We start from the raw sequence: 26,383 nt of genomic DNA on the forward strand, positions 1-26,383 counted from the left end.
TGTGTGTCCCGCCGAGCTGCGATGGGCCCGATTAGCACATTCGGGTGATGCGACGCGGGCGCGGGTGATGCGAGGGCGCGAGCCGAGCGGCCGGACTTCGGGCGGGACCGCCGCCGGGCTGCGGCGTCACTCCGTGGCGGCGGTCGGCTGTCCGGTCTCCGACGCCGTCACGTCCTGCTCCGGCACGGCCTGTCCCGAGCGGATCAGATCGATCCGCCCCATCACCTTGGAGCGCAGATCGGTCGGCACGTCGTCCTGGCCGCAGCAGCGTTTCACCAGCTTCTTCACGGCCTGTTCCAGGCCGTACTTCTCCAGGCACGGGGAGCACTCCTCGAAGTGGACCTCGAACTTGGTGCAGTCGCTGTCGGGCATCTCGTGGTCGAGGAACTCATAGAGATGGTCGAGGACCTCTGAGCAGTCCGTCTCGTGCGGCTCTCCGCAGCTCATGAGCCCGAGCCTTTCCGATCGTCCGACTCTCCGGCACCGGCCGGGACGAGCCCGCGCTCACGGGCGTAGTCCTCCAGCATGCCGCGCAGCTGGCGGCGGCCCCGGTGCAGTCGGGACATCACCGTACCGATGGGAGTCCCCATGATGTCCGCGATCTCCTTGTAGGCAAAGCCCTCTACATCGGCGAGATACACGGCGATGCGGAACTCTTCGGGGATCGCCTGCAGGGCGGACTTCACGTCCGAGTCGGGCAGGTGGTCGAGCGCCTGCGACTCGGCGGAACGCAGCCCCGTCGACATGTGCGACTCGGCGCGCGCCAGCTGCCAGTCCTCGATCTCCTCGGCGGCGCTGCGCTGGGGTTCACGCTGCTTCTTGCGGTACGAGTTGATGAACGTGTTGGTGAGGATGCGATACATCCACGCCTTGAGGTTGGTGCCCTCACGGAACTGGTGGAAGGAGCCGTAGGCCTTGGCGTACGTCTCCTGGACCAGGTCCTCGGCGTCGGCGGGGTTGCGCGTCATGCGCAGCGCGGCCGAGTACATCTGGTCGAGGAAACCGAGCGCGTCCCGCTCGAAGCGCGCGTTGCGCTCGGCGGTCGTCTCCTGCGCGCGGCCGTCGTCGGTCCCTGTGTCGGTCCCAGTGACCGGACCCACCTCCTCCAACGCTGTGGCGGAGCCGAAACCGGACCCGCTCGAATCGGAGAATAGTCGACCTTGCTTCGAGACGGGCTGTCGATCCGATCCGCTCAGCGCCCGCTCGGGAGTGGTCCTGGCCGAGTGCAGGACCGTCCACTCCAGGTCGGCGGCGTTCGAGCGGCGCGGGCAGATGGTCGAACCCATGCGACGGACTCCCTCTCCACGTACGACGTTGATGTACCGATGACACCGACAACAGTGGCCCCCGGCTCAACATTCCCGGGGTGCGCCCGGCCGCCCGCGGGGTGCGACCGGCTCCCTCCCCGGGGCGACGTACCTCACACGAGGGCCGACAGCCACACGGTCACGGCGGTGGTCAGGATCTCCATCGCCTGTTCCTCGGAGAGGCCGGACTTCTTCGGTACGGCGAACCCGTGGTCCCCGTACGGCACCTCGGCGAGTTCGTACTCCCCCGGCGGGAATTCGGCGGGCCGCCCGAACGGGTCATTCCCGCCCTGCACGACGAGCGTGGGCACGCCGGACCCGAGGAGCTCGTCCTTGCGGGACTTCTCCGGCTTTCCGATGGGGTCTCCCCTGCTCGAACGGAGTTGAGAGCTTGGGGAAGGGTGCAGCGGGAAGCTGAGCGCGAGGACGGCGTGGGCGCCGAGCTCCGTCGCCGTCCGGCACGCCACCCGGGCCCCGGCGCTGCGCCCGCCGGCGACGACGGGCAGCCCGGGGGCGGTGAGCGCGGGCCACAGGCCCCGCCATCCGGTGTCCAGGGTCTTCGGGGCGGGCGCGATCTTCTTCCCGGCGACCCGCCACGGCTGCTCCACCAGGGCGACGGCGACCCCGTGGGCGGGCAGGGCGGCGGCCAGGGCCCGCAGGTCACGGGTCTCGATGCCGCCGCCCGCGCCATGGCTGACAGCGAGCACCAGGCGGGCGTTCCCCGGGCCCGCAGGATCCTTCAGGCATTGCGGGAGCTTCGGGCCCCTCGGCTCCTGAGGGTTCTCCGCGGGCAGCCAGGTGATCCTGGCCGGCCCGGCGTCCGTGTCGACCGTCTCGGTCCTGCGGCCTGTCTCTGCGGTACTCACGCGCCCCATCCTGCCCGCCCGGAACGGGGTCAGAACAGCGTGCTCACCTCCGGCGCGGCCAGCTCCTGAAGCAGCTCGGGACCGTTGTTGCGGACATTGCTGACGGCCGTGGCCACCGGGTAGGCCCGCATCAGCCCGCCCGGCGGCGGCGCGAGCAGCCCCCGCAGTTCCTCGGTGTCGGTGCGTGACGGATCGAGCCAGGCGTCCCACCGGTCCGGGGTCAGCATGAGCGGCATCCTGGGGTGGATGTCGGCGAGCGTGGCCGGGCCCTCGGCGGGGGCGACGGCGAGCGGGGTGGTCTCCGCCTCGGTCGTGATCACCGTGCAGGTCACCCACCAGGCCATCGGATGGTCGTCCGGCAGGGTCCGGTCGCGCCAGAACTCGTACAGTCCGGCCATCGCGAAGACCGATCCGTCGGCGGGTGTCACGAAGTAGGGCTGCTTGCGCGGCCGCTTCTTCTTCCCCTTCTCCTCCAGCTGCCGCTCATCGGCGCCGGTGACCCACTCGTAGTAGCCGTCGGCGGGCAGGATGCAGCGCCGGGAGACGAAGGGTCGGCGGAAGGACGGCTTCTCGTGGACGGTCTCCGCGCGCGCGTTGATCATGCGTGCCGCCCCCTCGGGGGACTTCGCCCAGGACGGCACGAGTCCCCATTTCAGAGCACGCAGCTGGCGAACCGGACGCTGATCGTCTGCGTCTTTCAATGGACGTTCCAGTACGGCGTAGACCTCCTTGGTCGGCGCCACGTTCCAATCGGGCGCCAGGGTCTTTGCCGGTTCCCACTTCTCGACCCGGAAGAGTCCGGTCAGGTCCTCGGGCCGCCGGCTCGCTGCATACCGTCCGCACATAAGTGCCAGACTGCCACGACCGCCGCGCCGACAGGACGCCGATACCGCAAGGAGCCGCCCGCACCATGGACAGCACCGATCTGGGCAATCTGTGGGACCGCGTCTTCGGTACCCAGCCCGCGCCCGAGCAGTGGCTGGTGGTGGTGACCGGCACGCTCGCGCTGATCGCCGTCGTGCCGAACCTGATATGGCGGCTGACCCGCAACACGATCACCATTGCGCACGAGGGCGGGCACGGACTGATCGCGCTGTGCACCGGGCGGCAGCTGTCCGGCATCCGGCTGCACTCGGACACCAGCGGGCTGACCGTCAGCCGTGGCAAGCCGACCGGCATCGGAATGATCCTGACGGCGGCGGCCGGCTACACCGCCCCGCCGCTGCTGGGCCTGGGCGGGGCGTGGCTGCTGGTCAGCGGCAGGATCACGCTGCTGCTGTGGCTGGCCACCGCGCTGCTCGCGGTGATGCTGGTGATGATCCGCAATGTGTACGGGGCGCTGGCGGTGATCTTCACGGGGTCGGCCTTCCTGCTGGTGTCCTGGCTGGCCTCGCCCGCCGTGCAGTCGCTGTTCGCGTACACCGTGGTCTGGTTCCTGCTGCTCGGCGGCGTACGCCCGGCCTTCGAACTCCAGTCGAAGCGGCGGCACGGCGGCGCGCCGGACTCGGACGCCGACCAGTTGTCGCGGCTGACCGATGTGCCGGCCGCGCTGTGGCTGTTCCTCTTCCATGCGGTGTCGCTCTGCTCGCTGATCGGCGGCGGGCGCTGGCTGCTCGGCGTCTGAGAGCCTGTCGGCCGCCCGATCAGAGGCCGCCCGACAGGCTCTGAGGGCAGGGCGACGCGGGCCGGTCCGCACGGCGCCGTGTACCACACATGCGTTACGCCCCCGTTTCGGCTCATTTGATCGAGATTCGGGTTTGCGGTGAGCCACTAAAGTGAGGTCCATGACCGAACGTTCCGTGCACCCCGCCCTCTGGCCCGCCCCGCATGCGACCGGAGCCGTCGATGCGACCGTCACCGTGCCCGGATCGAAATCGGTCACCAATCGCGCGCTCGTCCTCGCCTCTCTCGCCGCCGAGCCCGGCTGGCTGCGTCGCCCGTTGCGCTCCCGCGACACCCTGCTGATGGCCGAGGCACTGCGCGCGATGGGTGTCGGCATCGAGGAGACGGTGTCGTCGAGCTCCTCCGTCGCGGACGGCCCGGACGGCGCCGGTGAGGCCTGGCGGATCATCCCGGCCGGGCTGCACGGCCCCACCACGATCGACGTCGGCAACGCCGGTACGGTCATGCGCTTCCTGCCGCCGGTCGCGGCGCTGGCCGACGGCCCGATCCACTTCGACGGCGACCCCCGTTCGTACGAACGCCCGCTGAACGGTGTGATCGACGCGCTGCGGGTGCTGGGCGCGCGGATCGACGACGACGGGCGCGGCTCGCTGCCCATGACGGTGCACGGCAGCGGCGCCCTGGACGGCGGCGCGGTGGAGATCGACGCCTCCTCGTCCTCGCAGTTCGTCTCGGCGCTGCTGTTGTCGGCGCCGCGATACAACCAGGGGGTGGAGGTGCGTCACACCGGCGCCCGGCTCCCCTCCATGCCACACATCCGGATGACCGTCGACATGCTCCGGGCCGTCGGCGCCCAGGTCGACGAGCCGGAGACGGGCGGCGAGCCGAACGTCTGGCGGGTCTCGCCCTCCGCCCTGCTCGGCCGTGATCTCACCATCGAGCCCGATCTCTCGAACGCCCAGCCGTTCCTCGCCGCCGCGCTGGTCACCGGCGGCCGGGTCACCATCCCCGACTGGCCCGAGCACACCACCCAGCCGGGCGACGCGCTGCGGGAGATCTTCACCGCGATGGGCGGCAGCTGCGAGCTGACCGAGCACGGGCTCACCTTCACCGGTTCGGGCCGTATCCACGGCATCGACGTCGACCTCGGCGAGGTCGGCGAGCTCACCCCGGGCATCGCGGCCGTCGCGGCCCTCGCCGACGGCCCGTCCACCCTGAGCGGCGTCGCCCATCTGCGGCTGCACGAGACGGACCGGCTCGCCGCGCTCACCAAGGAGATCAACGAGCTCGGCGGTGACGTCATCGAGACCGCCGACGGGCTGCACATCCGGCCCAGGCCGCTGCACGGCGGTACCTTCCATACATATGACGACCACCGGATGGCCACCGCGGGGTCGGTCATCGGCCTCGCCGTCCCCGGAGTGGAGATCGAGAACGTGGCGACCACCGCCAAGACCCTGCCGGACTTCCCGCAGATGTGGACCGGAATGCTCGGGGCCTGAGACATGCGCCGCTACGGCAAGAACCCCGACGAGGACGACATCCGGTTCCGCCCCAACCCGAAGGGCAACCGGCCCCGTACCCATACCCGCCCGAAGCATGAGGACGCCGAGGACGGCATGGTCCTCACCGTCGACCGGGGCCGCCTCACCTGCCTCGTCGACGGCCGTACGGTCATGGCGATGAAGGCCCGTGAGCTGGGCCGGAAGGCCGCCGTGGTGGGGGACACGGTCTCCATCGTCGGCGATCTGTCCGGCGACAAGGACACCCTCGCCCGCATCGTCCGCATCGGTGAGCGCCGCTCGGTGCTCCGCCGCACCGCGGACGACGACGATCCGTACGAGCGGGTCGTCGTCGCCAACGCCGACCAGCTGGCGATCGTCACCGCGCTGGCCGATCCGGAACCCCGGCCGCGGATGATCGACCGCTGTCTGGTCGCCGCGTACGACGGCGGGCTCTCCCCGCTCCTCGTGCTCACCAAGTCGGACCTCGCCTCCCCGGACAAACTGCTGGAGGCGTACACCCCGCTGGGCGTCCCCTTCATCGTCACCAGTCGCGAGGAACTGGAGAACGGCGACGCGGCCGAGCGGGTCCGCGAGCAGTTGCACGACCGGGTCACCGCCTTCGTCGGCCACTCCGGGGTGGGGAAGACGACGCTGGTCAACGCGCTCGTGCCGAAGGATCGGCGGCGTACCACCGGGGTCGTCAACGCGGTCACCGGCCGAGGCAGGCACACCACCACATCGGCGCTGGCGCTCCCCCTGCCCGACTATCGCGGCTGGGTGATCGACACCCCCGGTGTGCGCTCCTTCGGGCTCAACCACATCGATCCGTCCCGGGTGATCCACGCGTTCCCGGACCTGGAGCCCGGCACCGAGGACTGCCCGCGCGGCTGCACCCACGACGGCAATCAGCCGGAGTGCGCCCTGGACGCCTGGGTGGCGGACGGCCACGCCGATCCGGCGCGGCTGGACTCGCTGCGGCGGCTGCTGTCCACCCGGGAGCGGCGCGAAGGCGACTGACCCGCGCGCGTTTGCGATCCGCCGTCGCCGGTAAGTGCATAATCACACCCAGCGAGGCAAGGCAGTCACCGAAGTGGGAGGGCAGTGACGATGGCGTGGCTGCTGGTCGTGGTCGCGGGGCTGCTGGAGACCGGCTTCGCCGTCTGTCTGAAGCTCTCGCACGGATTCACCCGGCTCTGGCCGACCGTCGCGTTCTGCGTCTTCGCCCTCGGCAGCTTCGGCCTGCTGACGCTGTCGCTGAAGAAGCTCGACGTCGGGCCCGCCTACGCCGTGTGGACCGGCATCGGCGCGGCGGGCACCGCGATCTACGGCATGGTCTTCCTCGACGACCTGGTCTCCACCCTCAAGCTGATCTCGATCTCCCTGGTGATCCTCGGCGTGATCGGTCTGCAGCTCTCGGGCTCGTCGCACTGACCGCCCGGCGGGCTCACGCCGTGACGGGCGTCCGCGGGAAGCGACTCGCGGCGCTGTGCCCGGCGCCCGCACCGCCGGCATGGCCGGCTACGGCGCCTCCGGCCCGGCCGGCTCGGGGCGGCGGCGGCCCCCGGTCTTCATCCGGCCGGCCGCCCCTCCACCACCGTGCGCACCAGCGGTGCCGTCTCGCCCCGGGTGGCCGGTACCAGCGCGTAGCTCAGTGCGAGCCGCAGCACGATCTCGCAGGTCGCGGCCAGTGGCTCCGGGGCGTGCGACGACCGGCCCCCGTCGAGGGCGGCCACCATGCGTTCCCTGACCTGGCCGAGCAGTTCGGCGGGCGCCGGCGTTCCGGCATCGGCCCACCGCTGGGCGGGAACCGGCGACGAGGTCGGCGCCGCCGGGCGTACGGGACGGGGTAATCGCTCACCCCAGCAGCCCGTGAGCAGCCCTCGGACCAGGGCGTTCGTCCGTACGGCACGGACGGTCCAGGCGGCGGTGGCGGCCAGCCCGTCCCCCGGGTCCCCGGCCGACCGCAGCGCCCGGTCGACGCCTGCCAGGTAGCCGTCCGCGGCACCCCGGAGCAGGGCACGGGCCAGGCCGTCCTTGCCGCCGAACTCGTTGTAGAGGGTCTGCCGGGAGACCCCGGCGGCGGACGCGACATCGACCATGCGCACCGCCGACCAGGGCAGCGTGGCCAGCGCCGAGAGTGCGGCGTCCAGCAATGCGTCTCGCGCCGTGGGCATCGTCGCCTCCCGCGCCATGGGGCCTGCGTTCCAGAGTTGACGCGCCGCCGGGGGCTGTCAATGGCCCTGGCCGCCGCGCACCGCTGTGGCTCCGTTCACCTGCGGTCGATACTGTGACGGCATGCCCGACTACCTCGATGATCTGTGCCTTGCCCATGTGCTGGCGGATGCCGCCGACGCGGCGACGATGGACCGGTTCAAGGCTCTGGACCTCAAGGTCGAGACCAAGCCGGACATGACGCCGGTGAGTGAGGCCGACAAGGCCGCCGAGGAGCTGATCCGCGGCCACCTCCATCGGGCCCGCCCGCGCGACGCGATTCTGGGCGAGGAGTTCGGGATCGAGGGCACCGGCCCGCGGCGCTGGGTTGTCGACCCGATCGACGGCACCAAGAACTACGTCCGGGGCGTGCCGGTCTGGGCGACGCTGATCTCCCTGATGGAAGCGGGTGAGGACGGCTTCCAGCCGGTGGTCGGCGTGGTGTCCGCCCCCGCCCTGAACCGGCGCTGGTGGGCGGCGAAGGGCGCGGGCGCGTTCTCCGGCCGCAGTCTGACCTCGGCGACCCGGCTGCAGGTGTCGAAGGTGGAGCGGATCGCGGACGCCTCGTTTGCGTACGCGTCGCTGAGCGGCTGGGAGGAGCAGGGCCGGCTCGACGGGTTCCTGGATCTGACCAGGGCCTGCTGGCGCACTCGTGGGTACGGGGACTTCTGGCCGTACATGATGGTCGCCGAGGGATCGGTCGACATCTGCGCGGAGCCCGAGCTCTCGCTCTGGGACATGGCCGCGAACGCGATCATCGTCCAGGAGGCCGGCGGGAAGTTCACCAGCCTGGACGGGGTCTCCGGCCCCGGCGGCGGCAATGCGGCGGCCTCGAACGGACAGCTCCACCACGAACTGCTGGGCTATCTGAACCAGCGCTACTGACCGGGATCGCGCCCCCGAGGGGCGTCGCGCACCACCGCACGCCCCTCGCACGCTCCCACCCTCCCCTTGTTCCGGTTCCGCATCGGTGCAACTCTGAGAGTCCCCCCGCTTGTGAACTTGTGAATCGACTCACATGGTCGCTTCACGAAGGAGGTGGCTCCCTTCATGCTCGTCCGTGACGCCATGAGCACGCTGGTCCTCACCATCGGACCGGCCCACACGCTCCGCGAGGCCGCCCGGCTGATGTCGGTCCGCCGCGTCGGAGCCGCGGTCGTCCTCGACCGGGACACCAGCGGGCTCGGCATTCTCACCGAGCGCGACATCCTCGACGCGGTCGGCTCCGGCAAGAACCCCGATGTCGAGACCGCCTCCACCCACACCACCACCGATGTGGTCTACGCCGCGCCCACCTGGACCCTGGAAGAGGCCGCAGAGGCCATGACACACGGCGGTTTCCGTCATCTGATCGTGCTGGACGACCACGGACCCGTCGGCATCGTCTCGGTCCGCGACATCCTGCGCTGCTGGGCGCCCATCAGGCGCCGCCATCACGCGGAACTCGTCGGCTGAGCCCAAGGGCTGTCCCGTAATCCGTGGCGCCGCGCGCCCGCCAGGGATTACGGGACAGCCCTTGGAACGACCGGTGGGCCGGTCCCCTCCGAAGAAGGAACCGGCCCACCGTCGACGACAGGCGTCGGTTCAGCCGCGCAGGGCCTGGACCGCAGCCTCCAGACGCTTGCCGAAGTCGCCGTCCGCCTGGCGGAAGTTGTTGATCGCGCGCTCGGCGATGTCATCGCGCGACACCTTGGCGATGAATCCGGCGAGGTTGTCGATCAGCCGGGCCTTCTCGTCCTCGGAGTAGAGCCGGTAGAGGTTTCCGGCCTGCACGAAGTCGTTGTCCTCGGCGTGGCTCGGGGCCTCGTGCGTACCGATCTCGCCCGCGACCGGGGTGGCCTCCCACAGCGGCCGGTCCGTCTGGGCCGGGCCGCCGAAGCTGTTCGGCTCGTAGTTCTTCGCACCCTTGTGGCGGCCGTCGTACAGGTAGCCGTCACGGCTGTTGGTGCGCGCCTCGGTGGCGTGCGGGCGGTTGACCGGCAGGTGGTCGGCGTTGATGCCGACGCGGTAGCGGTGGGCGTCGCCGTACGCGAAGAGACGGCCCTGGAGCATCTTGTCGGGGGACGGGCCGATGCCCGGCACGAAGTGCGCGGGGCTGAAGATGGACTGCTCGACCTCGGCGAAGATGTTCTCCGGGTTGCGGTTGAGCTCCAGCTTCCCGATCTCGATCGGCGGGTAGTCCTCGTGCGGCCACACCTTGGTGAGGTCGAACGGGTTGAAGCGGTACGTGGCCGCCTCGGCCGCCGGCATGATCTGGACCTGCACCGTCCAGGACGGGAAGTCACCGCGCTCGATCGCCTCGCGCAGATCACGCTGATGGCTGTCCGGGTCCTCACCGGCGAGCTTGTTGGCCTCGTCCTGGGTGAGGTTCTTGATGCCCTGGTCGGTCTTGAAGTGGTACTTGACCCAGAAGACCTCGCCGGCCTCGTTGCTCCACTGGTACGTGTGCGAGCCGTACCCGTTCATGTGACGCAGCGTGGCCGGGATGCCGCGGTCACCGAAGAGCCAGGTCACCTGGTGGGTGGACTCGGGCGACAGACCCCAGAAGTCCCAGACGTTGTCCGCCTCCTGCGAGCCGGTGTACGGGTCGCGCTTCTGGGTGTGGATGAAGTCCGGGAACTTGATGGCGTCCTTGATGAAGAACACCGGGGTGTTGTTGCCGACGAGGTCGTAGTTGCCCTCTTCGGTGTAGAACTTCAGCGCGAAGCCGCGGGGGTCGCGCACCGCATCGGCCGAACCGAGGTTGCCCGCGACGGTCGAGAAGCGGAGGAACGTCTCGGTCTGCTTGCCGACCTCGGAGAGGAACTTCGCCCGGGTCCACTGGGAGACGTCACGGGTGAGCGTGAACGTGCCGTACGCGCCGGCACCGCGGGCGTGCACGATGCGCTCCGGGATGCGCTCACGGTTGAAGTGCGCGAGCTTCTCCAGCAGCGACTGGTCCTGCACCAGCACCGGCCCACCGACGCCCGCGGTCTGGCTGTTCTGGTTGTCGGCGACCGGCGCGCCGGCCTCCGTGGTGAGCGGTCCCTGCGTCACGTGCGCCTCCTGCGTCGTTCCTGCACATTCGTCATGTCCTGCACAGCCTGTCCCTTGGCTTATGCCGGTCTCGATCCTACAATGGACACTGTCCAAGTCAAGTGAACATCCAAAGTCACACCTGTTCGGGACCTGGTCCCCTCACTGTTAGGCTTGTTCTTATGAGTGACCTGTTGGAACGACTTCGCGGACGCGGCTGGCGCATGACTGCGCAGCGGCGCGTCGTGGCCGAGGTCCTCGACGGGGACCATGTGCACCTGACGGCCGACGAGGTCCACGCCCGGGCCGTTGCCAAGCTGCCCGAGATCTCCCGAGCCACCGTCTACAACACCTTGGGTGAGATGGTGACACTCGGCGAGGTCATCGAGGTCTCCACGGACCGCCGGGCCAAGCGCTACGACCCGAACGCACACCGCCCCCACCACCACCTCGTCTGCGCGAACTGCGGCACCATCCGCGACGTGCACCCGGCCGGCGACCCGCTGGCGGATCTGCCGAGCAACGAGCGGTTCGGATTCACGGTCTCCGGCGTCGAGGTGACCTACCGCGGCATCTGCCCGAACTGCGCTGCGACGAGCTGAGTTCCACCGCAAAGGGCCCCGGTGCGAGCATCCTGCTCACCGGGGCCCTCCGCATGCTCGCCGGACGCGCGGACCGCACGCCCGCGAGCCGACCGGTGTAAAGCTCGGACCGGTCGCCGCGGGTGCGCCGAGCACTTCGGACCACCCCGGCCACGGACCGGGGACGGAACGGATACCGGGCAGCCCCGGCACACCCCCGCACCCTCGACCTCGCCACGCGCGCACCCCCTTCCCGAATCTGATGGGTCGTCATATCGTCGGCGGCGATCACGTCCGCCCCGCGGCGGATCCGCACCTCGATACGCGCGAGGAGAGACCCGTGGGAGTTCCGCACCCGACCACACCCACACCCACTGCCCCAGCCACCAGTCCCAAACTCCGTGCCGAAGCGCTCACCCGTTCGTTCGGACGCGGCGCCAAGGCGCTTCCCGCCCTCGGGCCGGTCGATCTCTCCGTCGCACCGGGCGAGTTCACCTGCATCGTCGGCCCGTCCGGCTGCGGCAAGTCCACGCTGCTCCGGATCGCCGCCGGACTGCTCCGCCCCAGCTCGGGCGAGCTCTCCATCCGTACGGCCTCGTCCCGCCCGGCGGCGATGATCTTCCAGGACTACGGGATCTACGACTGGAAGACCGTACTCGCCAATGTCCGGTTCGGCCTCGACATCCAGCGCGTACCGCGCAAGGAGGCCGACGCCAGGGCTCACGACTGGCTGGCCAGGATGGGACTCTCGGACTTCGCGGGGGCGTATCCGGCCGCTCTCTCCGGCGGGATGCGGCAACGGGTCGCCATCGCCCGCGCCCTCGCCGTCGAGCCCGAGATGCTGCTGATGGACGAACCGTTCGCGGCACTGGACGCCCAGCTGCGCACGATCCTCCAGGACGAGCTGCTCGACCTCACCCAGACCACCCGTACCACCACCCTCTTCATCACCCACAGCCTCGAAGAGGCGATCGTGCTCGGGGACAGGGTGCTGGTGATGTCCGCCAGACCGGGGCGGATCATCGCCGAGCGCCGTCCGCCGTTCGCCCGGCCACGCAGCGGCGAGGTCCGGTCGACGCCCGAGTTCACCGCGCTGAAGAGCGAGTTGTGGGAGCTGCTGCGCGGCGAGGTGCGAAGGGAGGTGGCCCCGGCATGAGCGCCACCGTGAACGCCACGGAACCCGACGAGGGGGTACTGGTCCGCAGGCCCGGTCCGCAGGAACTGCGTCCGGTGCGCACCCACCGCAGGCGGCGCGCCCTGGAACTCTCGCTCGCCGTCGCCGTACCACTGGTGCTCGTGCTGCTCTGGCAACTGGCCGCCGAGCGGTCCTGGATCGACGACCGGGTCTACCCCGCCCCCTCCACCATCCTCGCGGACGGCTGGGACCGGGCGGGCGCCGGTGAGCTGTGGCCGGATGTGTGGGCCACGCTCAAGCGGGTCCTCGGCGGCTACGCGATCGGCACCGTCGCGGGATACGCGCTCGGGCTGCTGATGGGCTCGCTCTCCCTCGTACGGGCCGCGCTTGAGCCGTTGCTCGACGCCCTGTACGTCGTACCGAAGCTGGCCCTCCTGCCGGTCTTCCTCAATATGTTCGGCCTCGGTGAGGGGCCGCAGATCGCCCTGGTCGCGGCGACCGTCTTCTTCTTCGTCTGGATCTCCACCATGGCTGCCGTGCTCGCCGTCCCGGCCGGCCACCGGGACGCCGGTCAGGTCTTCGGCGCCTCTCCCTGGCAGATGTTCCGCCATGTGCTGCTGCCCGCGTCGCTGCCCGCCGTCCTGGTCGGGGCGCGGATCGCGGCAGGAGTGGCCGTACTCGTCATCGTCGCCTCCGAGCAGATCGCGGCGGCCGACGGGCTGGGGCATCTGATCTTCGACTCCCGGGCGCTGTTCCAGAACGACGTGATGTTCGTCGGCATCGTGTGTGTCGCGGTCCTGGGCGTCGTCTTCTCCGAAGTGGTGCGGGTCGCCGGGCGGCTGCTCACACCATGGGCCCCCCGCGACCGCGGCCGCGGCCGGTCCTGAACGGCTCCCCTCGTTCTTCGTACGGAGGCACTGTGCGTACACGTACCCCTTTCACCTGCATCGTCGTACTCATCACCGCATCCCTGCTCGGCACGGCCGGCTGTGCCGGCAAGGACTCCGCCGGCGACAGCGGCGCCCCTGCCGCGCCACGGGCCGTCAAGCCCGTCGCGGGCTGCGGCTCCGCAAGCTGGACCGAGCCGGCCGACCTGGCCCCCGACCGGAAACCGGCCCGCTGCGACAAGGGCGCACCGGGCCCCCGCCCCCTGGCGAAGAAACGCAAGCTCACCGTCGCCACCGGCACCCTGAGCGCGGAGTACGTCGCTCCGCTCCAGGTCGCGGTGGCGAAGGGCGAGTTCGCGAAGGAGGGGCTGGACGTCGAGCTGAAAGTACTGCCCACCCCGGACGCCCTGCCGCTGCTCGCCAGGGGCGACGTGGACGCCCAGTGGGCGGCACCCGAGGCAGCCGTGATGCACGGCATCAACGGCGGCTTCGACATCAAGTGGGTGGCGGGGAACTTCTCCCCCGACCCCACCTCCAAGAGCGGCCTGTGGGTGCGCCTCAAGGACGGCGAGAGCGCCGATCACGTCACTATGGCGGGCCGGAAGATGGGCACGATGATCGGCAAGGGCTCGGTCATCGCGTACCCGATGGACACCTCCCTGAAGAAGCACGGCGGCGGCCTCGACAGGATCGGCTTCCAGCAGCTCGGTTCCGCGGACGTGCTGACCGCGCTGCGGAACGGAGGCGTGGACTCGGCCTGGCTGCTCGACCCGGTCTGGCGCAAGGTGGACGGCGACCGGAAGTACGCGTTCCTCGGTGGCCAGCCGCTCGGTGAACCGCTCGGCGGCCTGCTCTTCGGCCCGACGCTGCTGAACAAGGACCCGGACGCGGGCGTCGCCTTTCTCCGGGCCTACATCCGGACGGTGAACACCTACTTCGCCGGCGACTACAAGGCGGACCCCGCGTTCGTCGCCGAACTGGCGAAGCTGATGAAGACCGACGAGGCCACACTGCGGGCGACGCCGTCGATGCGGATGGACTGGGAGATACGCGGGGGAACGACGGACCGGTTGCAGAAGGCGTACGCGGACGCGGGGGTCTCGAAGGGTGCCTCGGTGTCGGAGGCGAAGGCCGTCGACCGGGCGATGTACTCGGAGGCGGTGGGTCACAGGCTCTGAGCGCGGGCCGGGGCGGATGATGCACGGAAGGCCGGATCCTTCAAAGGATCCGGCCTTCCGTCTTCAGTAGCGGGGACAGGATTTGAACCTGCGACCTCTGGGTTATGAGCCCAGCGAGCTACCGAGCTGCTCCACCCCGCGTCGTTGTGTTCCCCACCGTACGTCACCGCTCCGGACCAGCGCAAATCGGTTCCGGCACCCCACGCGCGGGCGCCGGGCGCCGCTGCCACGACGCCGCGCCTACGCGGTGAGTTCCTGATGCAGCGCTTCCTGCAGCCGGGCGGCCCGCTCGGCGACCTCCGCCGGTCCCAGCTCGACCGCCCGCGCGCACCAGCGCTGCCCCTCGGTGAGCTCGCCGCGGCGGGCGGCCAGCAGGGCGAGGCGCAGGGCGGCCCGCCCGTGCCCGTCGTTCGCGGCGCGGCTCCACCACAGCGCGGCCTCCCGCTCGCTGCCCTCGCGGGCGAGCAGCAGCCCGAGGTTGAAGGCACCGTTGCGGCTGCCCGACTCAGCGGCCTCGCGGTACCAGCGGGCCGCGCTGTCGACGTCTCCGCGGGCCGCCGCGAGCATCCCGACGCGCACCTGGGCACGGCGGTGCCCCTGCTCGGCGGCCCGCTCGTACCACTCCTCGCACTCGGTCTTCTCCGGCATCGGCTCACCGAGCGCGGGAGGGCCGGGCGGCGGCTGCCGCGAGTCCAGCACTCCGGCCAGCCGGAAGGCGGCCTCGGCGCTGCCGCCGCCCGCCGCGCAGCGCAGATGGCGCTCGGCCTCCTGCTCCTCGCCGTGGTGCAGCAGGGCCATGCCGACCTGGAGCGCGGCTTCGGTGTGACCCGCAGCCGCGGCGCGCTCGTACCAGACCAGTGCCGTACGGTCCTCGTCCCGCCCGGCGTACAGGATGCCGAGGTTGAAGGCCGCGTCGACGCTGCCCGCCTCGGCGGCCTTGGAGAACCAGGGCTCGGCGCCGGTCGCGTCGCCCGCCTGGAGCAGGAGTACGGCGAGCGCGTTGGCGGCCTCGCGGTGGCCCGCGTATGCGGCACGGCGGTACCACTGCTCGGCCTGCGGCGTGCGGTCCTGCGCCGCGCAGAGCAGCCCCAGGTTGTAGGCGCCGTTGACGTCGCCCGCGTCCATGGCGGCGCGGTACCAGCGCTCGGCGGTCTGCTGCTCACCGCGGGCGGCGTGCAGGGCGCCCAGAGCGTTGGCCGCGTTCCCGTCGCCGTCCTGGGCGGCGCGCAGCCACCACACGGCGGCGCTCTCCTCGTCGCCGGCGTCTCGCAGCAGGAATCCGAGCGCGCAGGCGGCCCGCGCCTCCCCGGCCTTCGCGGAGATCAGGTACCAGCGGCCTGCCTCCTTGAGCTCGCCGCGCTGTTCGAGGATGGCGCCGAGGTGCAGTGCGGCCCGCCGGTGGCCGCGCGCGGCGGCCTGCCGGTACCACTGCTCGGCCTCGCCCACGCGCCCGGTCGCCGGACCCGCCACCGGGCCGTCGTCCTCGCGCACCCCGGACCGGCCGACGGCACCCGGGCGCTCGGCGCCCGCGCCGGGGCCCAGCCCCGGGCGACCGAAGGCGTCGTGCGGGTCGTCAGCGGCGTTGCGGTCCAGCATGCGCGCGAGGCGGTAGGCGGCCTCGCGGTGACCCTGCTCGGCGGCGGCGCGCAGCCAGCGCTCGGCGCCGACGTCGCTGCGGTGTTCCAGCAGATCGGCAAGGGCGTAGGCGCCCAGCGCGTGGCCCTGTTCGGCGGACTGCCGCAGCCAGTACTCGGCACCCGGCTCGTCACCGCGCTCCCGGTAGTGGCGGCCGAGGGCGTGCGCGGCGGCGGCGGAACCGGCGACGGCCGCGATACGCCACCAGCCGGCCGCGTCGTCGGTGTATCCGCGCTGGTGGAGAAGGACGCCCAGATTGTTGGCCGCGGCCCGGTCGCCGTCGGCGGTGGCCCCGCGCAGATACGGCTCGGCACCGTCCAGATCGCCGCGGCGCAGCAGCAGGGCACCGAGGACGCTCATCGACGTGGTGTCCCCCGCGTCGGCGGCGCGACGGTGGCGCTCCTCGCTCTCGGCGCTCTCCGGGCTCTCGGAAGTCTCCTGGACCCCTGGGCTCTCCCCGGCCCCGATGGACCCGGCGCTCCCGGTGGTCACGGCGTTCCCCACGCCCTCCGCGCGCTCCGTGCTTTCTGCGTTCTCGACGGTCGCGGCACACCCCGCAGTCTCGGCGGTCTCGGTCGTCCCGATGATCCCAGTGTTCTCGGTGGTCTCGCTGTTCTCCCCGGCGGCAACACCAAAAGCCTCATTCATCACGCTATCCGACCGATGAACGCGACGCTGCACAAACCGCCCTGTCTCCAACAGAGTTGCCCTGTCCCCCATAAATACCATCGTCGCACCACCCGCAACCCGCGTACACCTGGTATACCGCGGCCAGTGAGGTCACTTCAGCGTTTTGTCGACATGCCCACAGAGAGATAAGTCAAACACGTCCGAACCCAACTCGTGCCCCGCGAACCGCCCTTCACGCACTCCGCACAAGAAAGTCGTCAGAACACGACGAAGGCCCGGATCCTCGAAAGGATCCGGGCCTTCGTCTTTCAGTAGCGGGGACAGGATTTGAACCTGCGACCTCTGGGTTATGAGCCCAGCGAGCTACCGAGCTGCTCCACCCCGCGTCGTTGTGGTGAAACCGTACCACGACGCGAGGGTGAGCCTTTACCGAGTCACTCAGCCGCTCCCAGCACTGGACACTTTGTCCGTTTTGCCGGAATTACCTGCGTCGTTCGCGGAGCCCGGCTTGGGCTCGGCGGCCGCCGCACGCTGCAGCGCGTCCTGCAGATCCGCCTGGGCCTTGCCGTAGGCGGTCCAGTCCTGCTTCTTCAGGGCCGCCTCACCTTCCGCGTAGGCCTTCTGCGCGTCCGCGATCGCCTTCTTCAGCGCCGCGTCACCGGTGGCCGGTGGCTGCGTGGTGCCCGGTGGCCTGGTGGTCTCCGCGGGTGGCTGGGTGGTGCCGGAGCCCGTCACCCCGAAGACCGAGTTGAGCGCCTCCCCGAGACTGTTCTCGAAGACGGTCTTCGACCCGTACGAGGCGGCGACCTTGCGCAGCAGCGGATAGTTCTGCGTGCCACCGCGCGTGTACACCGGCTCGATGTAGAGGAAGCCCCCTTCGAGCGGCACGGTCAGCAGGTTGCCGTACTCGATGTCGGAGTCGGTCCCCTTGAGGTTCCTCACGAACTCGGCGACGTCGTCGTTGCCGTTGAGCTCACTCTGTACCTGGCCGGGGCCCTTCACCGTGGTGGTGACTCTCAACAGCCTTATCGTGCCGTAGTCCTTGCTCGCCGCGTCCGCGTCAACCGCCATGAACGCTCCGAGGTCGGGCCGCCCCTTCGGGGTGAACGTCGTCGTCAGCGAGAACTTCTGGGCCGGCTGGTCCGGCATCTTTATGCTCAGGTAGTACGGCGGGACCGCGCCGGACTCCTTGTTGGTCGGGTCGTCCGGGACCTGCCACGCGTCACTGCCGCTGTAGAACTGCGCGGGGTTCGTGACGTGGTAGCGGGTGAGCAGCTCACGCTGCACCTTGAACAGGTCCTGCGGGTACCGCAGGTGGTCCATGAGCTGCTGCGGAATGTCCGCCCTGGGCTGCACGGTCCCCGGGAACGCCTTGCGCCAGGTCTTGAGGACCGGGTCCTCGGTGTCCCACTCGTAGAGCTTGACCGTGCCGTCGTACGCGTCGACGGTGGCCTTCACCGAGTTGCGGATGTAGTTGACCTGGTTCTGCTGGGCGACGACCGCACGCTGGTTGGTGGTCAGCGAGTCGGCGGTGGTGTCGCCGAGCGTCGTACGGGAGGCGTACGGATAGCCGTTGGTGGTGGTGTACGCGTCGACGACCCACTGGATGCGGTGGTTCACCACGGCCGGGTAGGCGTCGCCGTCGATGGTCAGCCACGGGGCGACCGCCTCGACGCGCTCCTTGGGCGTGCGGTTGTAGAGAATCCGCGAGCCGTCGCCGATGGCCCCCGAGTAGAGGATCTGCGGCTCGCTGAACGCCACCGCGTAGGCGGCGCGGTTGAAGGCGTTGGAGAGACTGACCCCGCTGTTGCCCTGATAGCTGGTGGTCTTCTCGCCGTCCTCCTCGTAGTCGAGCTCCTTCTGGGGCCCGCCGACGATGGAGTACTGCTCGGTCTTCTCGCCGTAGTAGATCTGCTGCTCGTACTTGCCCAGATCACCCGTGGTGGGCAGACCGGCCTCGGTGAAGTCCGGGGAACCCTTCGGGTTCTTGCCGGTCGTCGTGCCCCGGGCCGCGATGGCCCCGTAGCCGTGGGTGTAGGTGAAGTGGTCGTTGATCCAGTTGCGCTTGGGGATGCCGTCGAGGTTGAGCTCACGCAGGCCGATGACCGTGTCCTGGTCCTTGCCGGCGGCGTCCTTGTAGCGGTCCACGTCCAGCGTCTTGGGGAACTGGTAGTAGTTCCTCTTCTGCTGGAGCTGCTGGAAGGCCGGGGAGACGACGTTGGGGTCCATCACCCGGTAACTGGCGGCGTCGTCCGCGCTCGCGCGCAGCTTGGCGTCGTCGTTCGTCGTGCTCTTGCCCGCGTAGTCGTGGACCTGCGCCCTGTCGATGTCGTACGCGTCACGCGTCGCTTCGATGTTCTTCCGGATGAACGGGGCTTCCTTGGCCTGCTCGTTCGGCTGGACCTGGAACTTCTGCACGATCGCCGGGTACAGCCCGCCGATCAGGATCGCCGAGAGCACCATCAGACCGAAGCCGATCATCGGGAGCTGCCAGGTGCGGCGCCAGAGCGTCGCGAAGAAGAGCACGGCGCAGATCGCGGCGATGCAGAACAGGATGGTCTTCGCCGGAAGATAGGCGTTGGCGTCGACGTACCGCAGGCCCGTCCAGTTGTCCGTGGCCTTGAAGTCGCTGGACTTCACGGCCAGGCCGTAACGGTCCAGCCAGTACGCCACGGCCTTCAGCGAGACGAAGACACCGAGCAGCACCGACAGATGGCCGGTGGCCGCGCCGGTCGCCCGCGCGCCGGGGCTGGTGATGCGGAGTCCGCCGTACAGATAGTGGGTCAGCGCGGCGGCGATCAGCGAGAGCACCGTGGCCGCGAAGCCGAAGCCCAGCAGGAAGCGGTACCAGGGCAGGTCGAACGCGTAGAAGGAGACGTCCAGGTGGAACTGGGGGTCCTTCTGGTGGAACGCCACGCCGTTCACATACATCAGCCAGGTACGCCACTGGCCGGAGGCGGATGCTCCGGCGATCAGTCCGACGAGCGCGGTGATCGCGAGCAACACCCACTTCTTGTACGGGGCGAGACTCATCCGGTAGCGGTCCAGGCTCTGCTGTTCCAGCGACATCGCGCTCAGCGGCGGCCGGAGCCGGTACGCGAGCCAGATGTTCAGACCGACGGCGATCGCCATCAGCAGTCCGAATACGAGAAACAGCCCGATCTTGGTCCACAGAGTGGTGGTGAAGACGGACGAATACGCGACCGACCGGTACCAGAGCCAGTCCGTCCAGAACCCGGCGAACATGACGAACGCCATGGCGAGGACCGCCAGGACGCCCAGTGTCATGAGCAGGGTACGGGCGCGCCGGGACGGGCGGCCGACTCTGATCCGTGGCCCGGTCGGGCCTCCGCCGCGGTCCGGCATCTGGAAAGCCAACGTGCGCACCTCGAAGTTCGCGGGTCGTGTGGAGCGGGCCCAGCGATCGTAGAGCCCACCTATGCAACTTACTGAGGCTTTACCTAGTTCCCGTTCCCGGGGCGGAAGGAGGCAGGATATTGGCCATGCCCAACGTTTCCCCCTCAGGCCCTCCGATGGCCTCGAGCCCTCTCACCGTCGCCGTCCTCGAAATCGACGAGTACATCTCCGGCCTCGGCTGGGACCAGCCGGCCCGGCTCTTCGCTCTCGTCGACACCGCCAGACTGCGCGCCCAGGAGCCCGGCCTCGCCGCCCAGCTCGGTCTCGACGGCGCCGACTCCCCGACCGCCTCACTCACCCCCATCGAGCAGGAGGAACTGCCGCCGGGCACCGCCCTGGACGAGTTCCTCGCCACGATCGCCTGGCCCGACGCGGTGATCGGGTGTGCCATGACGGTGGAGCGGCTGATGCTGCCGCCGTCCGCCGAGGCCTCCGTGCCGGAGGGACTCAGCGACGCCCAGCTGACGAAGTGGGTCGCCAAGCACCCGGAGCGCCAGGAGGTGCGGATGACCGTGGCCGTCCTCCGGGACGGTACGCGCGAGGCGGCCGTCCGGCTCCGCGAGAAGGACTCCCCGAGCGAGGTGCGCACGGGCGCCGGTCTGGTACCCGGCCTGGCCGACGCGCTGGCCGCGACGTTCGAGGCCTGATTCCCACCACGCCCCTGCTGAGAGACGTGGTCAGCCTGCCGAGCAGCTCGGCAGGCCGGCCGTGTCCCCCGCCCGGATCTTCTCCAGCGACTTCTTCGCGTCGTCGATCGTCTCGACCTTCACCAGCTTCAGTCCACTCGGGGTGTCGGAGGCGGCGGCCTTGCAGTTCTCGTCCGGCGTCAGGAAGTAGCGGGCGCCCGCGTCGCGCGCGCCGACCAGCTTCATGTTGATGCCACCGATCGGGCCGACCTTGCCCTTGTCGTCGATCGTGCCGGTGCCCGCGATGAACTTGCCGCCCGTGAGGTCGGTGGGCGTCAGCTTGTCGATGATGCCCAGGGAGAACATCAGACCGGCGCTCGGGCCGCCGACGTCGGCGAGCTTGATGTCGATCCGGAACGGGAACGTGTGGTCCGTCCCGGCCTGGATGCCGACGATCGCCCGGTTCTCCTTGGGCGCCTTCGCGGTGGTGATGGTGATCTTCCGGGTGCCCTCCGGCTCCTTGCCGGCCTTCTCCGCCGCCTGCGCCGTCCTCGCCGGGATGATCGTGAACGTGACGTCCTCGCCGGGCTTGTGGCGGGTGACGAGCTTCGCGACGTCCTCGGGCTGCTTGACCGCCGTACCGTCGACCTGCTTGATCACGTCTCCGGCGTGCAGCTTGCCCTGGGCCGGACTGCCCTTGACGACCGTGGAGACCACGACGCGCGACGGCACCGTGATCCCCATCTCTTTCAGGGCGGCGACCTTGGCGCTCTCCTGGGACTGGCTGAACTCCTCGGCGTTCTCCTGCGTCGACTGCTGCTCGGTCTTGCCGTCGGGGTAGAGGTTGTCGTGCGGTACGACGATGCTGTCGTGGGCCAGCCAGCCGTAGACGGCCTCGACGAGATTCATCCGGTAGTCGGCCCCGGTGACCCTGACCGTCGTCATATTGAGGTTGCCGGACGTCGGATACGTCTTGTGCCCGGAAATCTGCAGGACGGGTTCACCGTCGACCTTGCCGAGGGTGTTCACGGTCGGCCCGGGAGACATTTCCGAATACGGCACTTTGATCAGCACGCCTGCGCAGAGCAGCGCGATGAGGATCAGGGTGGAGGCGAGCATCGTCGCGGTGCGGCGTGGCATGGAACGACAGTACGGGAAGGGTCCGTCAGTGCACCGTCGGGGCCGGTCCGTGCGGGCGAGGAGGAGGTTCCGGAGCCGTTCCGGAGGGCGTCGGCAATCGGCAGCGCGATGCGGATTGGCGACTGCATACGTTCGAAGGAAGGTCAGACAACATCGGAACCGGAGTGCGACTTCTCCATCGCCTCACGGAACCGGGCATACCCGGCGAGTTCTGAAACATCACCGGCCGTGCGATTACGGGCGGCCCAGCTTCCCCATATCGCGGCACCGAACGCAGCGAAAAGCGGAATCAACAACCAGGCGAGTGCTGCCATTACGACCTCCCTACCCCATGAGCGACCGCAACTGACCGATCAGCAGATTAACCATCTACAGGATCAACGCTCACGGCAGGGGTGCGGTTACGCAAATCGGGGCGGATGACCACCCGATCGGCTTGCACTCAGCAGGCTCCGACCCACTCCTCGGTGCCGTCCGAAAAACGCTGGTGCTTCCAGATCGGCACCTCGTGCTTGAGGTCGTCGATGAGCTTGCGGCACGCCTCGAACGCCTCCGCGCGGTGCGGGCAGGAGACGGCGACGACCACCGCGAGATCGCCCACTCGGAGGTCACCCACTCGGTGGACAGCGGCCAGCGCCCGCACCGGGAATTCCGCTGCCACCTTCTCGGCCACCCGGCGCATCTCGTCCTGCGCCGAGGGATGGCAGGAGTAGCCGAGCGCACCGACGTCCTGACCGCCGTCGTGGTTGCGCACCGTGCCGACGAAGAGCGCGGTGCCGCCCGCGGCGTCGTCCCCGACGGCACGGAAGATCTCGTCGACCGACAACGGCGTGTCGCGGATCGCCAGCAGCCGGATGGGGTCGATCGCCGCCTGCTCGCCGGGGTGGTCGTGGGTGGGAGCCATGGGCTCCATGGTGCCGCACCGCGCCGACATCGCGGAATAGCGTTTTCCACCGGCGGACCGCCGCTGACCTTGGAGTCTCCTACAGGCGTCCCGAGGGCCCGCCGAAGGCCGTTCCGTGATTCCCGGCGGGCGCGCGACGACAGCCGCGACAGCTCGCCGCGTCGTCGGGCCGCCCGGCCACGCCCGGCAGGAGGACGCTCCCCCGCATCGCGCCGCACGGCATCCGCCTCCGCACGCCGGTCCATCAGGGACTGCGGGGCGGTCTCAGATGCGGCGGCGGGCCTTGCGGGCGCGGCGGACCAGGGCGGCGGTGCCGAGCAGCGCCACGGTCGCGCCGGCGGCACCCGCCGCGGTGGCGTCCTTGCGGCCGAGACGGCGCCCGGCGACGGTGTGCCGCCCCTCGACCTCTTCGAGGAGCGTGGCGAGCACCTCCTCGTTGGTCCAGCTCGGGCGCCAGCCCGCGTCGTGCAGCCGGCTCACACTGACCACCCAGGGGTGCATGGTGTACGCCAGATCGCCCGCCGGGGAGGGGGTGAGGCCGATCCTGTGCAGCCGGGCCGCGGCGCCGAGGGCCACGGCGGAGGGAAGCTCCATCCGGCGTACGCCGCTGAGCTCCTCCACCTCCTCCTGTTCCAGCCAGCCGTCGCAGCCGACCGCGAACTCGCCGTCGATCTTCTCCAGCGCCGCGTACTCCAGCGCCGTGACCAGATCGTCGACATGGCAGAACTGCCAGGTGGGACGCGATCCGGCGACGACCAGGAGGCGTGGCGACTCGAAGTAGCGGGTCAGCGCGGTGTCCGTGCCGCCGACCAGGACGGTCGGCCGGACCACGGTCACATTGAGCCCGGGGTGGGCACGGGGCGCGCGGCGGCCGAGCCGTTCGATCTCCAGGAGGTCGCCCACGCCCGTGGCCTCGGCCGTGGCGCGCAGCTCGGCGTCCTCGGCGAGCGGGATGTCGTTGTCGGGCAGCGCCCCGTAGACCATCGCCGAGGTGCACAGCACGACCCGGTGGACGCCCACGGCCGCGGCGGCCGTCAGCACGGTCTGGGTGCCGCGGACGTTGTAGGCGGTACGGGCCGCTGGGTCGGTCTCCAGGTCGAGATCGAGTGCCAGATGCACCACGACATCTGCGCCGCGCAGCTTCTCCGCGATGGCGGGGTCCCGGACGTCGAGGATGTGCCAGGTCGCCTCGGAGACCTCTCCGCGGCGTTCGTCGATGGCGATGACCTGCTTGATCTCCTCGGATGCCGCGAGGCGGGCGGTGAGCAGTTCACCGACGCCCCCCGCGGCCCCGGTGACCGCGACGACAGGGCCACGGTTCCTGGAGCGGCTTTTTACAGGCTTGTTCGCGGTCGAGGGGTCGGACAGGTTTCGCGCTGCGCGAACCTGAGGATCTGGGGAACTCACCGGGCGTCTCCAGCGGTTGTCTTCAGTACGTACCCGAATGACGCGTACGTACCAGGTGGCGTCCATCCTGCCGCAGGCCGGGAGCCGGCGGAGCACTGAGGCCCCAAGCGGACTTTTGGTGTCTACGCTGGATGGTGATGTCGGGCAGTCGCCGTCGGTTCGAGCCGACGGCCCTACGAGCCGAGGAAACCCGTGAGTGACACCCCATTCGGATTCGGCCTTCCGCCGGAGGAGCCGGAGAGCGGCGACGAGGGCAAGAAGAAGGACCCCACCGGAGGTGGGCAGGGTTCGGGCGGGCCGGCGAACCCGTTCGGCTTCGGTCCGGGCGCGGGCGGCGAGAACCCGTTCGCGGCGATGTTCGGCACGATGAACCCCAACGACCTGGGGGCGGCCTTCCAGCAGCTCGGCCAGATGCTGAGCTACGAGGGCGGCCCCGTGAACTGGGACATGGCCAAGCAGATCGCCCGCCAGACGGTCTCGCAGGGCACGCCGGACGGCATCAAGGACGCGAGCGTGGGCCCGTCGGAGCGGTCCGCGGTCGACGAGGCGCTGCGGCTGGCCGACCTCTGGCTGGACGGTGTGACGTCGCTGCCCTCCGGTTCGGTCTCCACCGTGGCGTGGAGCCGTGCGGAGTGGGTCGAGGCGTCCCTCCCCGCCTGGCAGAAGCTGGTCGACCCGGTGGCCGAGCGCGTCGGTCTGGCCATGGGCGATGTGCTGCCCGAGGAGATGCAGGCGATGGCGGGCCCGCTGATCGGCATGATGCGGTCGATGGGCGGCGCGATGTTCGGCCAGCAGATCGGGCAGGCCGTCGGTGTGCTCGCGGGCGAGGTGGTCGGTTCGACCGACATCGGGCTGCCGCTGGGCCCGGCGGGCAAGGCCGCGCTCCTTCCGTTGAACGTCGAGAGGTTCGGCAAGGACCTCAGCGTGCCGCAGGACGAGGTGCGGCTGTATCTCGCCCTGCGCGAGGCCGCCCACCAGCGACTCTTCGCCCATGTTCCGTGGCTGCGCTCCCATCTGTTCGGCGCCGTCGAGGGGTACGCCCGCGGCATCAAGGTCGACACCAGCAAGCTGGAGGACGTGGTCGGCCAGTTCGACCCGTCGCAGCCCGAACAGCTGCAGGACGCCCTCCAGCAGGGCATGTTCCAGCCGGAGGACACACCGGAGCAGAAGGCCGCCCTGGCCAGGCTGGAGACGGCACTCGCACTCGTCGAGGGATGGGTGGACGCCGTGGTGCACGAGGCCGCGAAGTCCCGTCTGACCTCGGCGGACGCGCTGCGCGAGACCATGCGCAGGCGCCGCGCCTCCGGTGGGCCGGCCGAGCAGACGTTCGCCACGCTCATCGGCCTTCAGCTGCGTCCGCGGCGGCTGCGTGACGCCTCGCGCCTCTGGGCGTCGCTCACGGACGCCCGCGGTCTCGACGGGCGTGACGCCCTGTGGGAGCACCCCGACATGCTGCCGACCGCCCAGGACCTGGACGATCCGGACGGGTTTGTGCACCACGAGCAGCTGGACTTCTCCGAGCTGGACAAGATGCTCGGCGAGGCGGCGAAGGGTCCGCAGAAGCCCGGGTCCGACACGGACGGGCCCGGCTCCGGGGGAACCGACGACCACGGGAGCGAAGGCAAGGGCGACAGCGACCGGTGAGCCTGTACGACGACGCGGTTCTCGTACTGAAGGGGTACGAGAACCCGCTGGATCCGGCCCAGGAGGAACTGCGCCAGGTCTATCTGGACCATCTGGCAGCGCATCCCGACGGCATGTGGAAGGCCTGCGAAGCCGGACATCTGACGGCCAGCGCACTGGTCGTCGACCCGGAACGCGGCCGTGTGCTGCTCACCCTGCACCGCAAGCTGCGGATGTGGCTGCAGATGGGCGGCCACTGTGAGCGACAGGACACCACGCTGGCCGCCGCGGCGCTGCGCGAGGCCACCGAGGAGTCCGGTGTCAGCGGCCTGACCCTGCTGGCGGGCGGCCCGGTGACGCTGGACCGCCACCGGATCCCCGCGCCCTGCCACTGGCACCTGGACGTGCAGTACGCGGCGCTGGCGCCGGCGGGCGCGACGGAGCAGATCAGCGACGAGTCGCTGGATCTGCGCTGGTTCGCGTACGACGAGGTCGCGTCGGTGGCCGACGCCTCGGTCGTACGGCTGATGACGCGGGTCCGCGCCGCGCTGGAGCAGCGCCGGTAGCCATGACATGAGGTGTGGGCGAGGGGCGGTCTCCGCGGAGTGCCGGTCTGCCCGGTGTGGAAGACGGCGATCGCGCCGGCCTCCTCCATGGCCTCGAACAGCGGATACGCCATGCGGTCATTGGGGT

At 70.1% G+C, this 26,383-nt stretch carries 25 protein-coding genes and 2 tRNA genes; 13 read left to right on the top strand and 14 right to left on the bottom strand.

Annotated elements, in window-relative coordinates; translation table 11 throughout:
* Positions 1–126: 126 nt before the first annotated feature.
* From rsrA to ABZ826_RS02615, 4 genes are all read right to left on the bottom strand, one after another.
* Positions 127–447, bottom strand: a complete 321-nt coding sequence (rsrA, locus tag ABZ826_RS02600; protein ID WP_351075405.1) for a mycothiol system anti-sigma-R factor — start codon at positions 445–447, stop codon at positions 127–129.
* Positions 444–1,100: a sigma-70 family RNA polymerase sigma factor gene (locus ABZ826_RS02605; RefSeq protein WP_189273941.1), complete on the bottom strand. Its 657-nt coding sequence runs from the start codon at positions 1,098–1,100 to the stop codon at positions 444–446. Before ABZ826_RS02605 ends, rsrA begins: the two co-directional genes overlap by 4 nt.
* Before the next feature lie 320 nt (positions 1,101–1,420).
* Positions 1,421–2,173, bottom strand: coding sequence for an alpha/beta family hydrolase (locus ABZ826_RS02610; RefSeq protein ID WP_361441015.1), 753 nt, complete (start codon positions 2,171–2,173; stop codon positions 1,421–1,423).
* Between the two features lie 29 nt (positions 2,174–2,202).
* Positions 2,203–3,018: an SOS response-associated peptidase gene (locus ABZ826_RS02615; protein ID WP_361441018.1), complete on the bottom strand. Its 816-nt coding sequence runs from the start codon at positions 3,016–3,018 to the stop codon at positions 2,203–2,205.
* Positions 3,019–3,083: 65 nt separating this feature from the next.
* On the opposite strand from ABZ826_RS02615, the gene ABZ826_RS02620 reads away from it, so the two are divergent.
* The 4 genes from ABZ826_RS02620 (at position 3,084) to ABZ826_RS02635 (ending at position 6,732) form a co-directional block, all read left to right on the top strand.
* On the top strand, positions 3,084–3,797 hold the full coding sequence (locus tag ABZ826_RS02620; protein ID WP_361441021.1) for a M50 family metallopeptidase: 714 nt from the start codon (positions 3,084–3,086) through the stop codon (positions 3,795–3,797).
* 160 nt (positions 3,798–3,957) lie between these two features.
* On the top strand, positions 3,958–5,298 hold the full coding sequence (gene aroA, locus ABZ826_RS02625) for a 3-phosphoshikimate 1-carboxyvinyltransferase (protein WP_361441024.1): 1,341 nt from the start codon (positions 3,958–3,960) through the stop codon (positions 5,296–5,298).
* Positions 5,299–5,301: 3 nt separating this feature from the next.
* Positions 5,302–6,318, top strand: coding sequence for a ribosome small subunit-dependent GTPase A (rsgA, locus tag ABZ826_RS02630; protein WP_361441027.1), 1,017 nt, complete (start codon positions 5,302–5,304; stop codon positions 6,316–6,318).
* A 90-nt stretch (positions 6,319–6,408) separates the two neighbouring features.
* Positions 6,409–6,732 (top strand): multidrug efflux SMR transporter, encoded by a 324-nt coding sequence (locus ABZ826_RS02635; RefSeq protein ID WP_361441030.1) that lies wholly within the window; start codon positions 6,409–6,411, stop codon positions 6,730–6,732.
* A gap of 137 nt (positions 6,733–6,869) precedes the next feature.
* Here the strand turns inward: ABZ826_RS02635 and ABZ826_RS02640 are convergent, their stop codons facing one another.
* Complete coding sequence (locus ABZ826_RS02640; RefSeq protein ID WP_361441033.1) at positions 6,870–7,475, bottom strand: TetR/AcrR family transcriptional regulator; 606 nt, start codon at positions 7,473–7,475, stop codon at positions 6,870–6,872.
* A gap of 121 nt (positions 7,476–7,596) precedes the next feature.
* Between ABZ826_RS02640 and hisN the strand changes: the two genes are divergently transcribed.
* Together hisN and ABZ826_RS02650 are read left to right on the top strand one after the other, a co-directional pair.
* Positions 7,597–8,397: a histidinol-phosphatase gene (gene hisN / locus ABZ826_RS02645; protein ID WP_361441036.1), complete on the top strand. Its 801-nt coding sequence runs from the start codon at positions 7,597–7,599 to the stop codon at positions 8,395–8,397.
* A gap of 165 nt (positions 8,398–8,562) precedes the next feature.
* Positions 8,563–8,967, top strand: a complete 405-nt coding sequence (locus ABZ826_RS02650; protein ID WP_361441039.1) for a CBS domain-containing protein — start codon at positions 8,563–8,565, stop codon at positions 8,965–8,967.
* Between the two features lie 129 nt (positions 8,968–9,096).
* Here ABZ826_RS02650 and ABZ826_RS02655 read toward each other — a convergent pair whose 3' ends face one another.
* On the bottom strand, positions 9,097–10,548 hold the full coding sequence (locus ABZ826_RS02655) for a catalase (RefSeq protein WP_361441042.1): 1,452 nt from the start codon (positions 10,546–10,548) through the stop codon (positions 9,097–9,099).
* 161 nt (positions 10,549–10,709) lie between these two features.
* On the opposite strand from ABZ826_RS02655, the gene ABZ826_RS02660 reads away from it, so the two are divergent.
* The 4 genes from ABZ826_RS02660 to ABZ826_RS02675 all read left to right on the top strand — a co-directional run bounded on the left by ABZ826_RS02660 (position 10,710) and on the right by ABZ826_RS02675 (position 14,308).
* Positions 10,710–11,129, top strand: coding sequence for a Fur family transcriptional regulator (locus ABZ826_RS02660; RefSeq protein ID WP_361441045.1), 420 nt, complete (start codon positions 10,710–10,712; stop codon positions 11,127–11,129).
* Between the two features lie 319 nt (positions 11,130–11,448).
* Positions 11,449–12,264, top strand: a complete 816-nt coding sequence (locus ABZ826_RS02665) for an ABC transporter ATP-binding protein (RefSeq protein WP_361441048.1) — start codon at positions 11,449–11,451, stop codon at positions 12,262–12,264.
* A complete protein-coding gene (locus tag ABZ826_RS02670) occupies positions 12,261–13,130 on the top strand; it encodes an ABC transporter permease (protein WP_361441051.1) in 870 nt (289 codons plus the stop codon). Before ABZ826_RS02665 ends, ABZ826_RS02670 begins: the two co-directional genes overlap by 4 nt.
* Positions 13,131–13,162: 32 nt before the next feature.
* Positions 13,163–14,308, top strand: coding sequence for an ABC transporter substrate-binding protein (locus tag ABZ826_RS02675; protein ID WP_361441054.1), 1,146 nt, complete (start codon positions 13,163–13,165; stop codon positions 14,306–14,308).
* A gap of 67 nt (positions 14,309–14,375) precedes the next feature.
* Here ABZ826_RS02675 and ABZ826_RS02680 read toward each other — a convergent pair.
* From ABZ826_RS02680 to ABZ826_RS02695, 4 genes are all read right to left on the bottom strand, one after another.
* Positions 14,376–14,449: transfer RNA gene (locus ABZ826_RS02680), tRNA-Met, on the bottom strand.
* 99 nt (positions 14,450–14,548) lie between these two features.
* The gene (locus ABZ826_RS02685; RefSeq protein ID WP_361441057.1) at positions 14,549–16,672 is read right to left on the bottom strand and encodes a tetratricopeptide repeat protein; all 2,124 of its coding nucleotides are present in this window, start codon (positions 16,670–16,672) and stop codon (positions 14,549–14,551) included.
* Between the two features lie 213 nt (positions 16,673–16,885).
* Positions 16,886–16,959, bottom strand: a tRNA-Met gene (locus ABZ826_RS02690).
* Between the two features lie 52 nt (positions 16,960–17,011).
* Positions 17,012–19,939, bottom strand: a complete 2,928-nt coding sequence (locus tag ABZ826_RS02695; protein WP_361441169.1) for a UPF0182 family protein — start codon at positions 19,937–19,939, stop codon at positions 17,012–17,014.
* A gap of 137 nt (positions 19,940–20,076) precedes the next feature.
* On the opposite strand from ABZ826_RS02695, the gene ABZ826_RS02700 reads away from it, so the two are divergent.
* Complete coding sequence (locus tag ABZ826_RS02700; protein ID WP_361441060.1) at positions 20,077–20,637, top strand: PPA1309 family protein; 561 nt, start codon at positions 20,077–20,079, stop codon at positions 20,635–20,637.
* Positions 20,638–20,667: 30 nt separating this feature from the next.
* On the opposite strand, the gene ABZ826_RS02705 is transcribed toward ABZ826_RS02700, so the two are convergent.
* From ABZ826_RS02705 to ABZ826_RS02720, 4 genes are all read right to left on the bottom strand, one after another.
* Positions 20,668–21,756: a PDZ domain-containing protein gene (locus ABZ826_RS02705; RefSeq protein WP_361441063.1), complete on the bottom strand. Its 1,089-nt coding sequence runs from the start codon at positions 21,754–21,756 to the stop codon at positions 20,668–20,670.
* 143 nt (positions 21,757–21,899) lie between these two features.
* A complete protein-coding gene (locus tag ABZ826_RS02710) occupies positions 21,900–22,070 on the bottom strand; it encodes a hypothetical protein (RefSeq protein ID WP_361441066.1) in 171 nt (56 codons plus the stop codon).
* Between the two features lie 128 nt (positions 22,071–22,198).
* Complete coding sequence (locus ABZ826_RS02715; RefSeq protein ID WP_361441069.1) at positions 22,199–22,660, bottom strand: molybdenum cofactor biosynthesis protein MoaE; 462 nt, start codon at positions 22,658–22,660, stop codon at positions 22,199–22,201.
* A 264-nt stretch (positions 22,661–22,924) separates the two neighbouring features.
* Positions 22,925–24,067 (bottom strand): SDR family oxidoreductase, encoded by a 1,143-nt coding sequence (locus ABZ826_RS02720; RefSeq protein ID WP_361441072.1) that lies wholly within the window; start codon positions 24,065–24,067, stop codon positions 22,925–22,927.
* A 192-nt stretch (positions 24,068–24,259) separates the two neighbouring features.
* Here ABZ826_RS02720 and ABZ826_RS02725 point away from each other — a divergent pair, with 192 nt between their 5' ends.
* Both ABZ826_RS02725 and ABZ826_RS02730 read left to right on the top strand, forming a co-directional pair.
* On the top strand, positions 24,260–25,711 hold the full coding sequence (locus tag ABZ826_RS02725; protein ID WP_361441075.1) for a zinc-dependent metalloprotease: 1,452 nt from the start codon (positions 24,260–24,262) through the stop codon (positions 25,709–25,711).
* Positions 25,708–26,256, top strand: a complete 549-nt coding sequence (locus ABZ826_RS02730; RefSeq protein WP_361441078.1) for an NUDIX hydrolase — start codon at positions 25,708–25,710, stop codon at positions 26,254–26,256. The genes ABZ826_RS02725 and ABZ826_RS02730 overlap by 4 nt, the downstream gene beginning before the upstream one ends.
* The last annotated feature ends 127 nt before the right edge of the window (positions 26,257–26,383 follow it).

This window comes from Streptomyces sp. NPDC047515, from assembly GCF_040643055.1.
In the GTDB taxonomy this organism is placed as follows: Bacteria; Actinomycetota; Actinomycetes; order Streptomycetales; family Streptomycetaceae; genus Streptomyces.

Bases quoted from the DNA above. Each gene is read 5' to 3' on its own strand.
- rsrA (WP_351075405.1), bottom strand. From the start codon at position 447: ATGAGCTGCGGAGAGCCGCACGAGACGGACTGCTCAGAGGTCCTCGAC.
- ABZ826_RS02615 (WP_361441018.1), bottom strand. From the start codon at position 3,018: ATGTGCGGACGGTATGCAGCGAGCCGGCGGCCCGAGGACCTGACCGGA.
- ABZ826_RS02620 (WP_361441021.1), top strand. From the start codon at position 3,084: ATGGACAGCACCGATCTGGGCAATCTGTGGGACCGCGTCTTCGGTACC.
- aroA (WP_361441024.1), top strand. From the start codon at position 3,958: ATGACCGAACGTTCCGTGCACCCCGCCCTCTGGCCCGCCCCGCATGCG.
- rsgA (WP_361441027.1), top strand. From the start codon at position 5,302: ATGCGCCGCTACGGCAAGAACCCCGACGAGGACGACATCCGGTTCCGC.
- ABZ826_RS02635 (WP_361441030.1), top strand. From the start codon at position 6,409: ATGGCGTGGCTGCTGGTCGTGGTCGCGGGGCTGCTGGAGACCGGCTTC.
- ABZ826_RS02640 (WP_361441033.1), bottom strand. From the start codon at position 7,475: ATGCCCACGGCGCGAGACGCATTGCTGGACGCCGCACTCTCGGCGCTG.
- hisN (WP_361441036.1), top strand. From the start codon at position 7,597: ATGCCCGACTACCTCGATGATCTGTGCCTTGCCCATGTGCTGGCGGAT.
- ABZ826_RS02650 (WP_361441039.1), top strand. From the start codon at position 8,563: ATGCTCGTCCGTGACGCCATGAGCACGCTGGTCCTCACCATCGGACCG.
- ABZ826_RS02660 (WP_361441045.1), top strand. From the start codon at position 10,710: ATGAGTGACCTGTTGGAACGACTTCGCGGACGCGGCTGGCGCATGACT.
- ABZ826_RS02670 (WP_361441051.1), top strand. From the start codon at position 12,261: ATGAGCGCCACCGTGAACGCCACGGAACCCGACGAGGGGGTACTGGTC.
- ABZ826_RS02685 (WP_361441057.1), bottom strand. From the start codon at position 16,672: ATGGTATTTATGGGGGACAGGGCAACTCTGTTGGAGACAGGGCGGTTT.
- ABZ826_RS02695 (WP_361441169.1), bottom strand. From the start codon at position 19,939: ATGCCGGACCGCGGCGGAGGCCCGACCGGGCCACGGATCAGAGTCGGC.
- ABZ826_RS02700 (WP_361441060.1), top strand. From the start codon at position 20,077: ATGCCCAACGTTTCCCCCTCAGGCCCTCCGATGGCCTCGAGCCCTCTC.
- ABZ826_RS02705 (WP_361441063.1), bottom strand. From the start codon at position 21,756: ATGCCACGCCGCACCGCGACGATGCTCGCCTCCACCCTGATCCTCATC.
- ABZ826_RS02710 (WP_361441066.1), bottom strand. From the start codon at position 22,070: ATGGCAGCACTCGCCTGGTTGTTGATTCCGCTTTTCGCTGCGTTCGGT.
- ABZ826_RS02715 (WP_361441069.1), bottom strand. From the start codon at position 22,660: ATGGCTCCCACCCACGACCACCCCGGCGAGCAGGCGGCGATCGACCCC.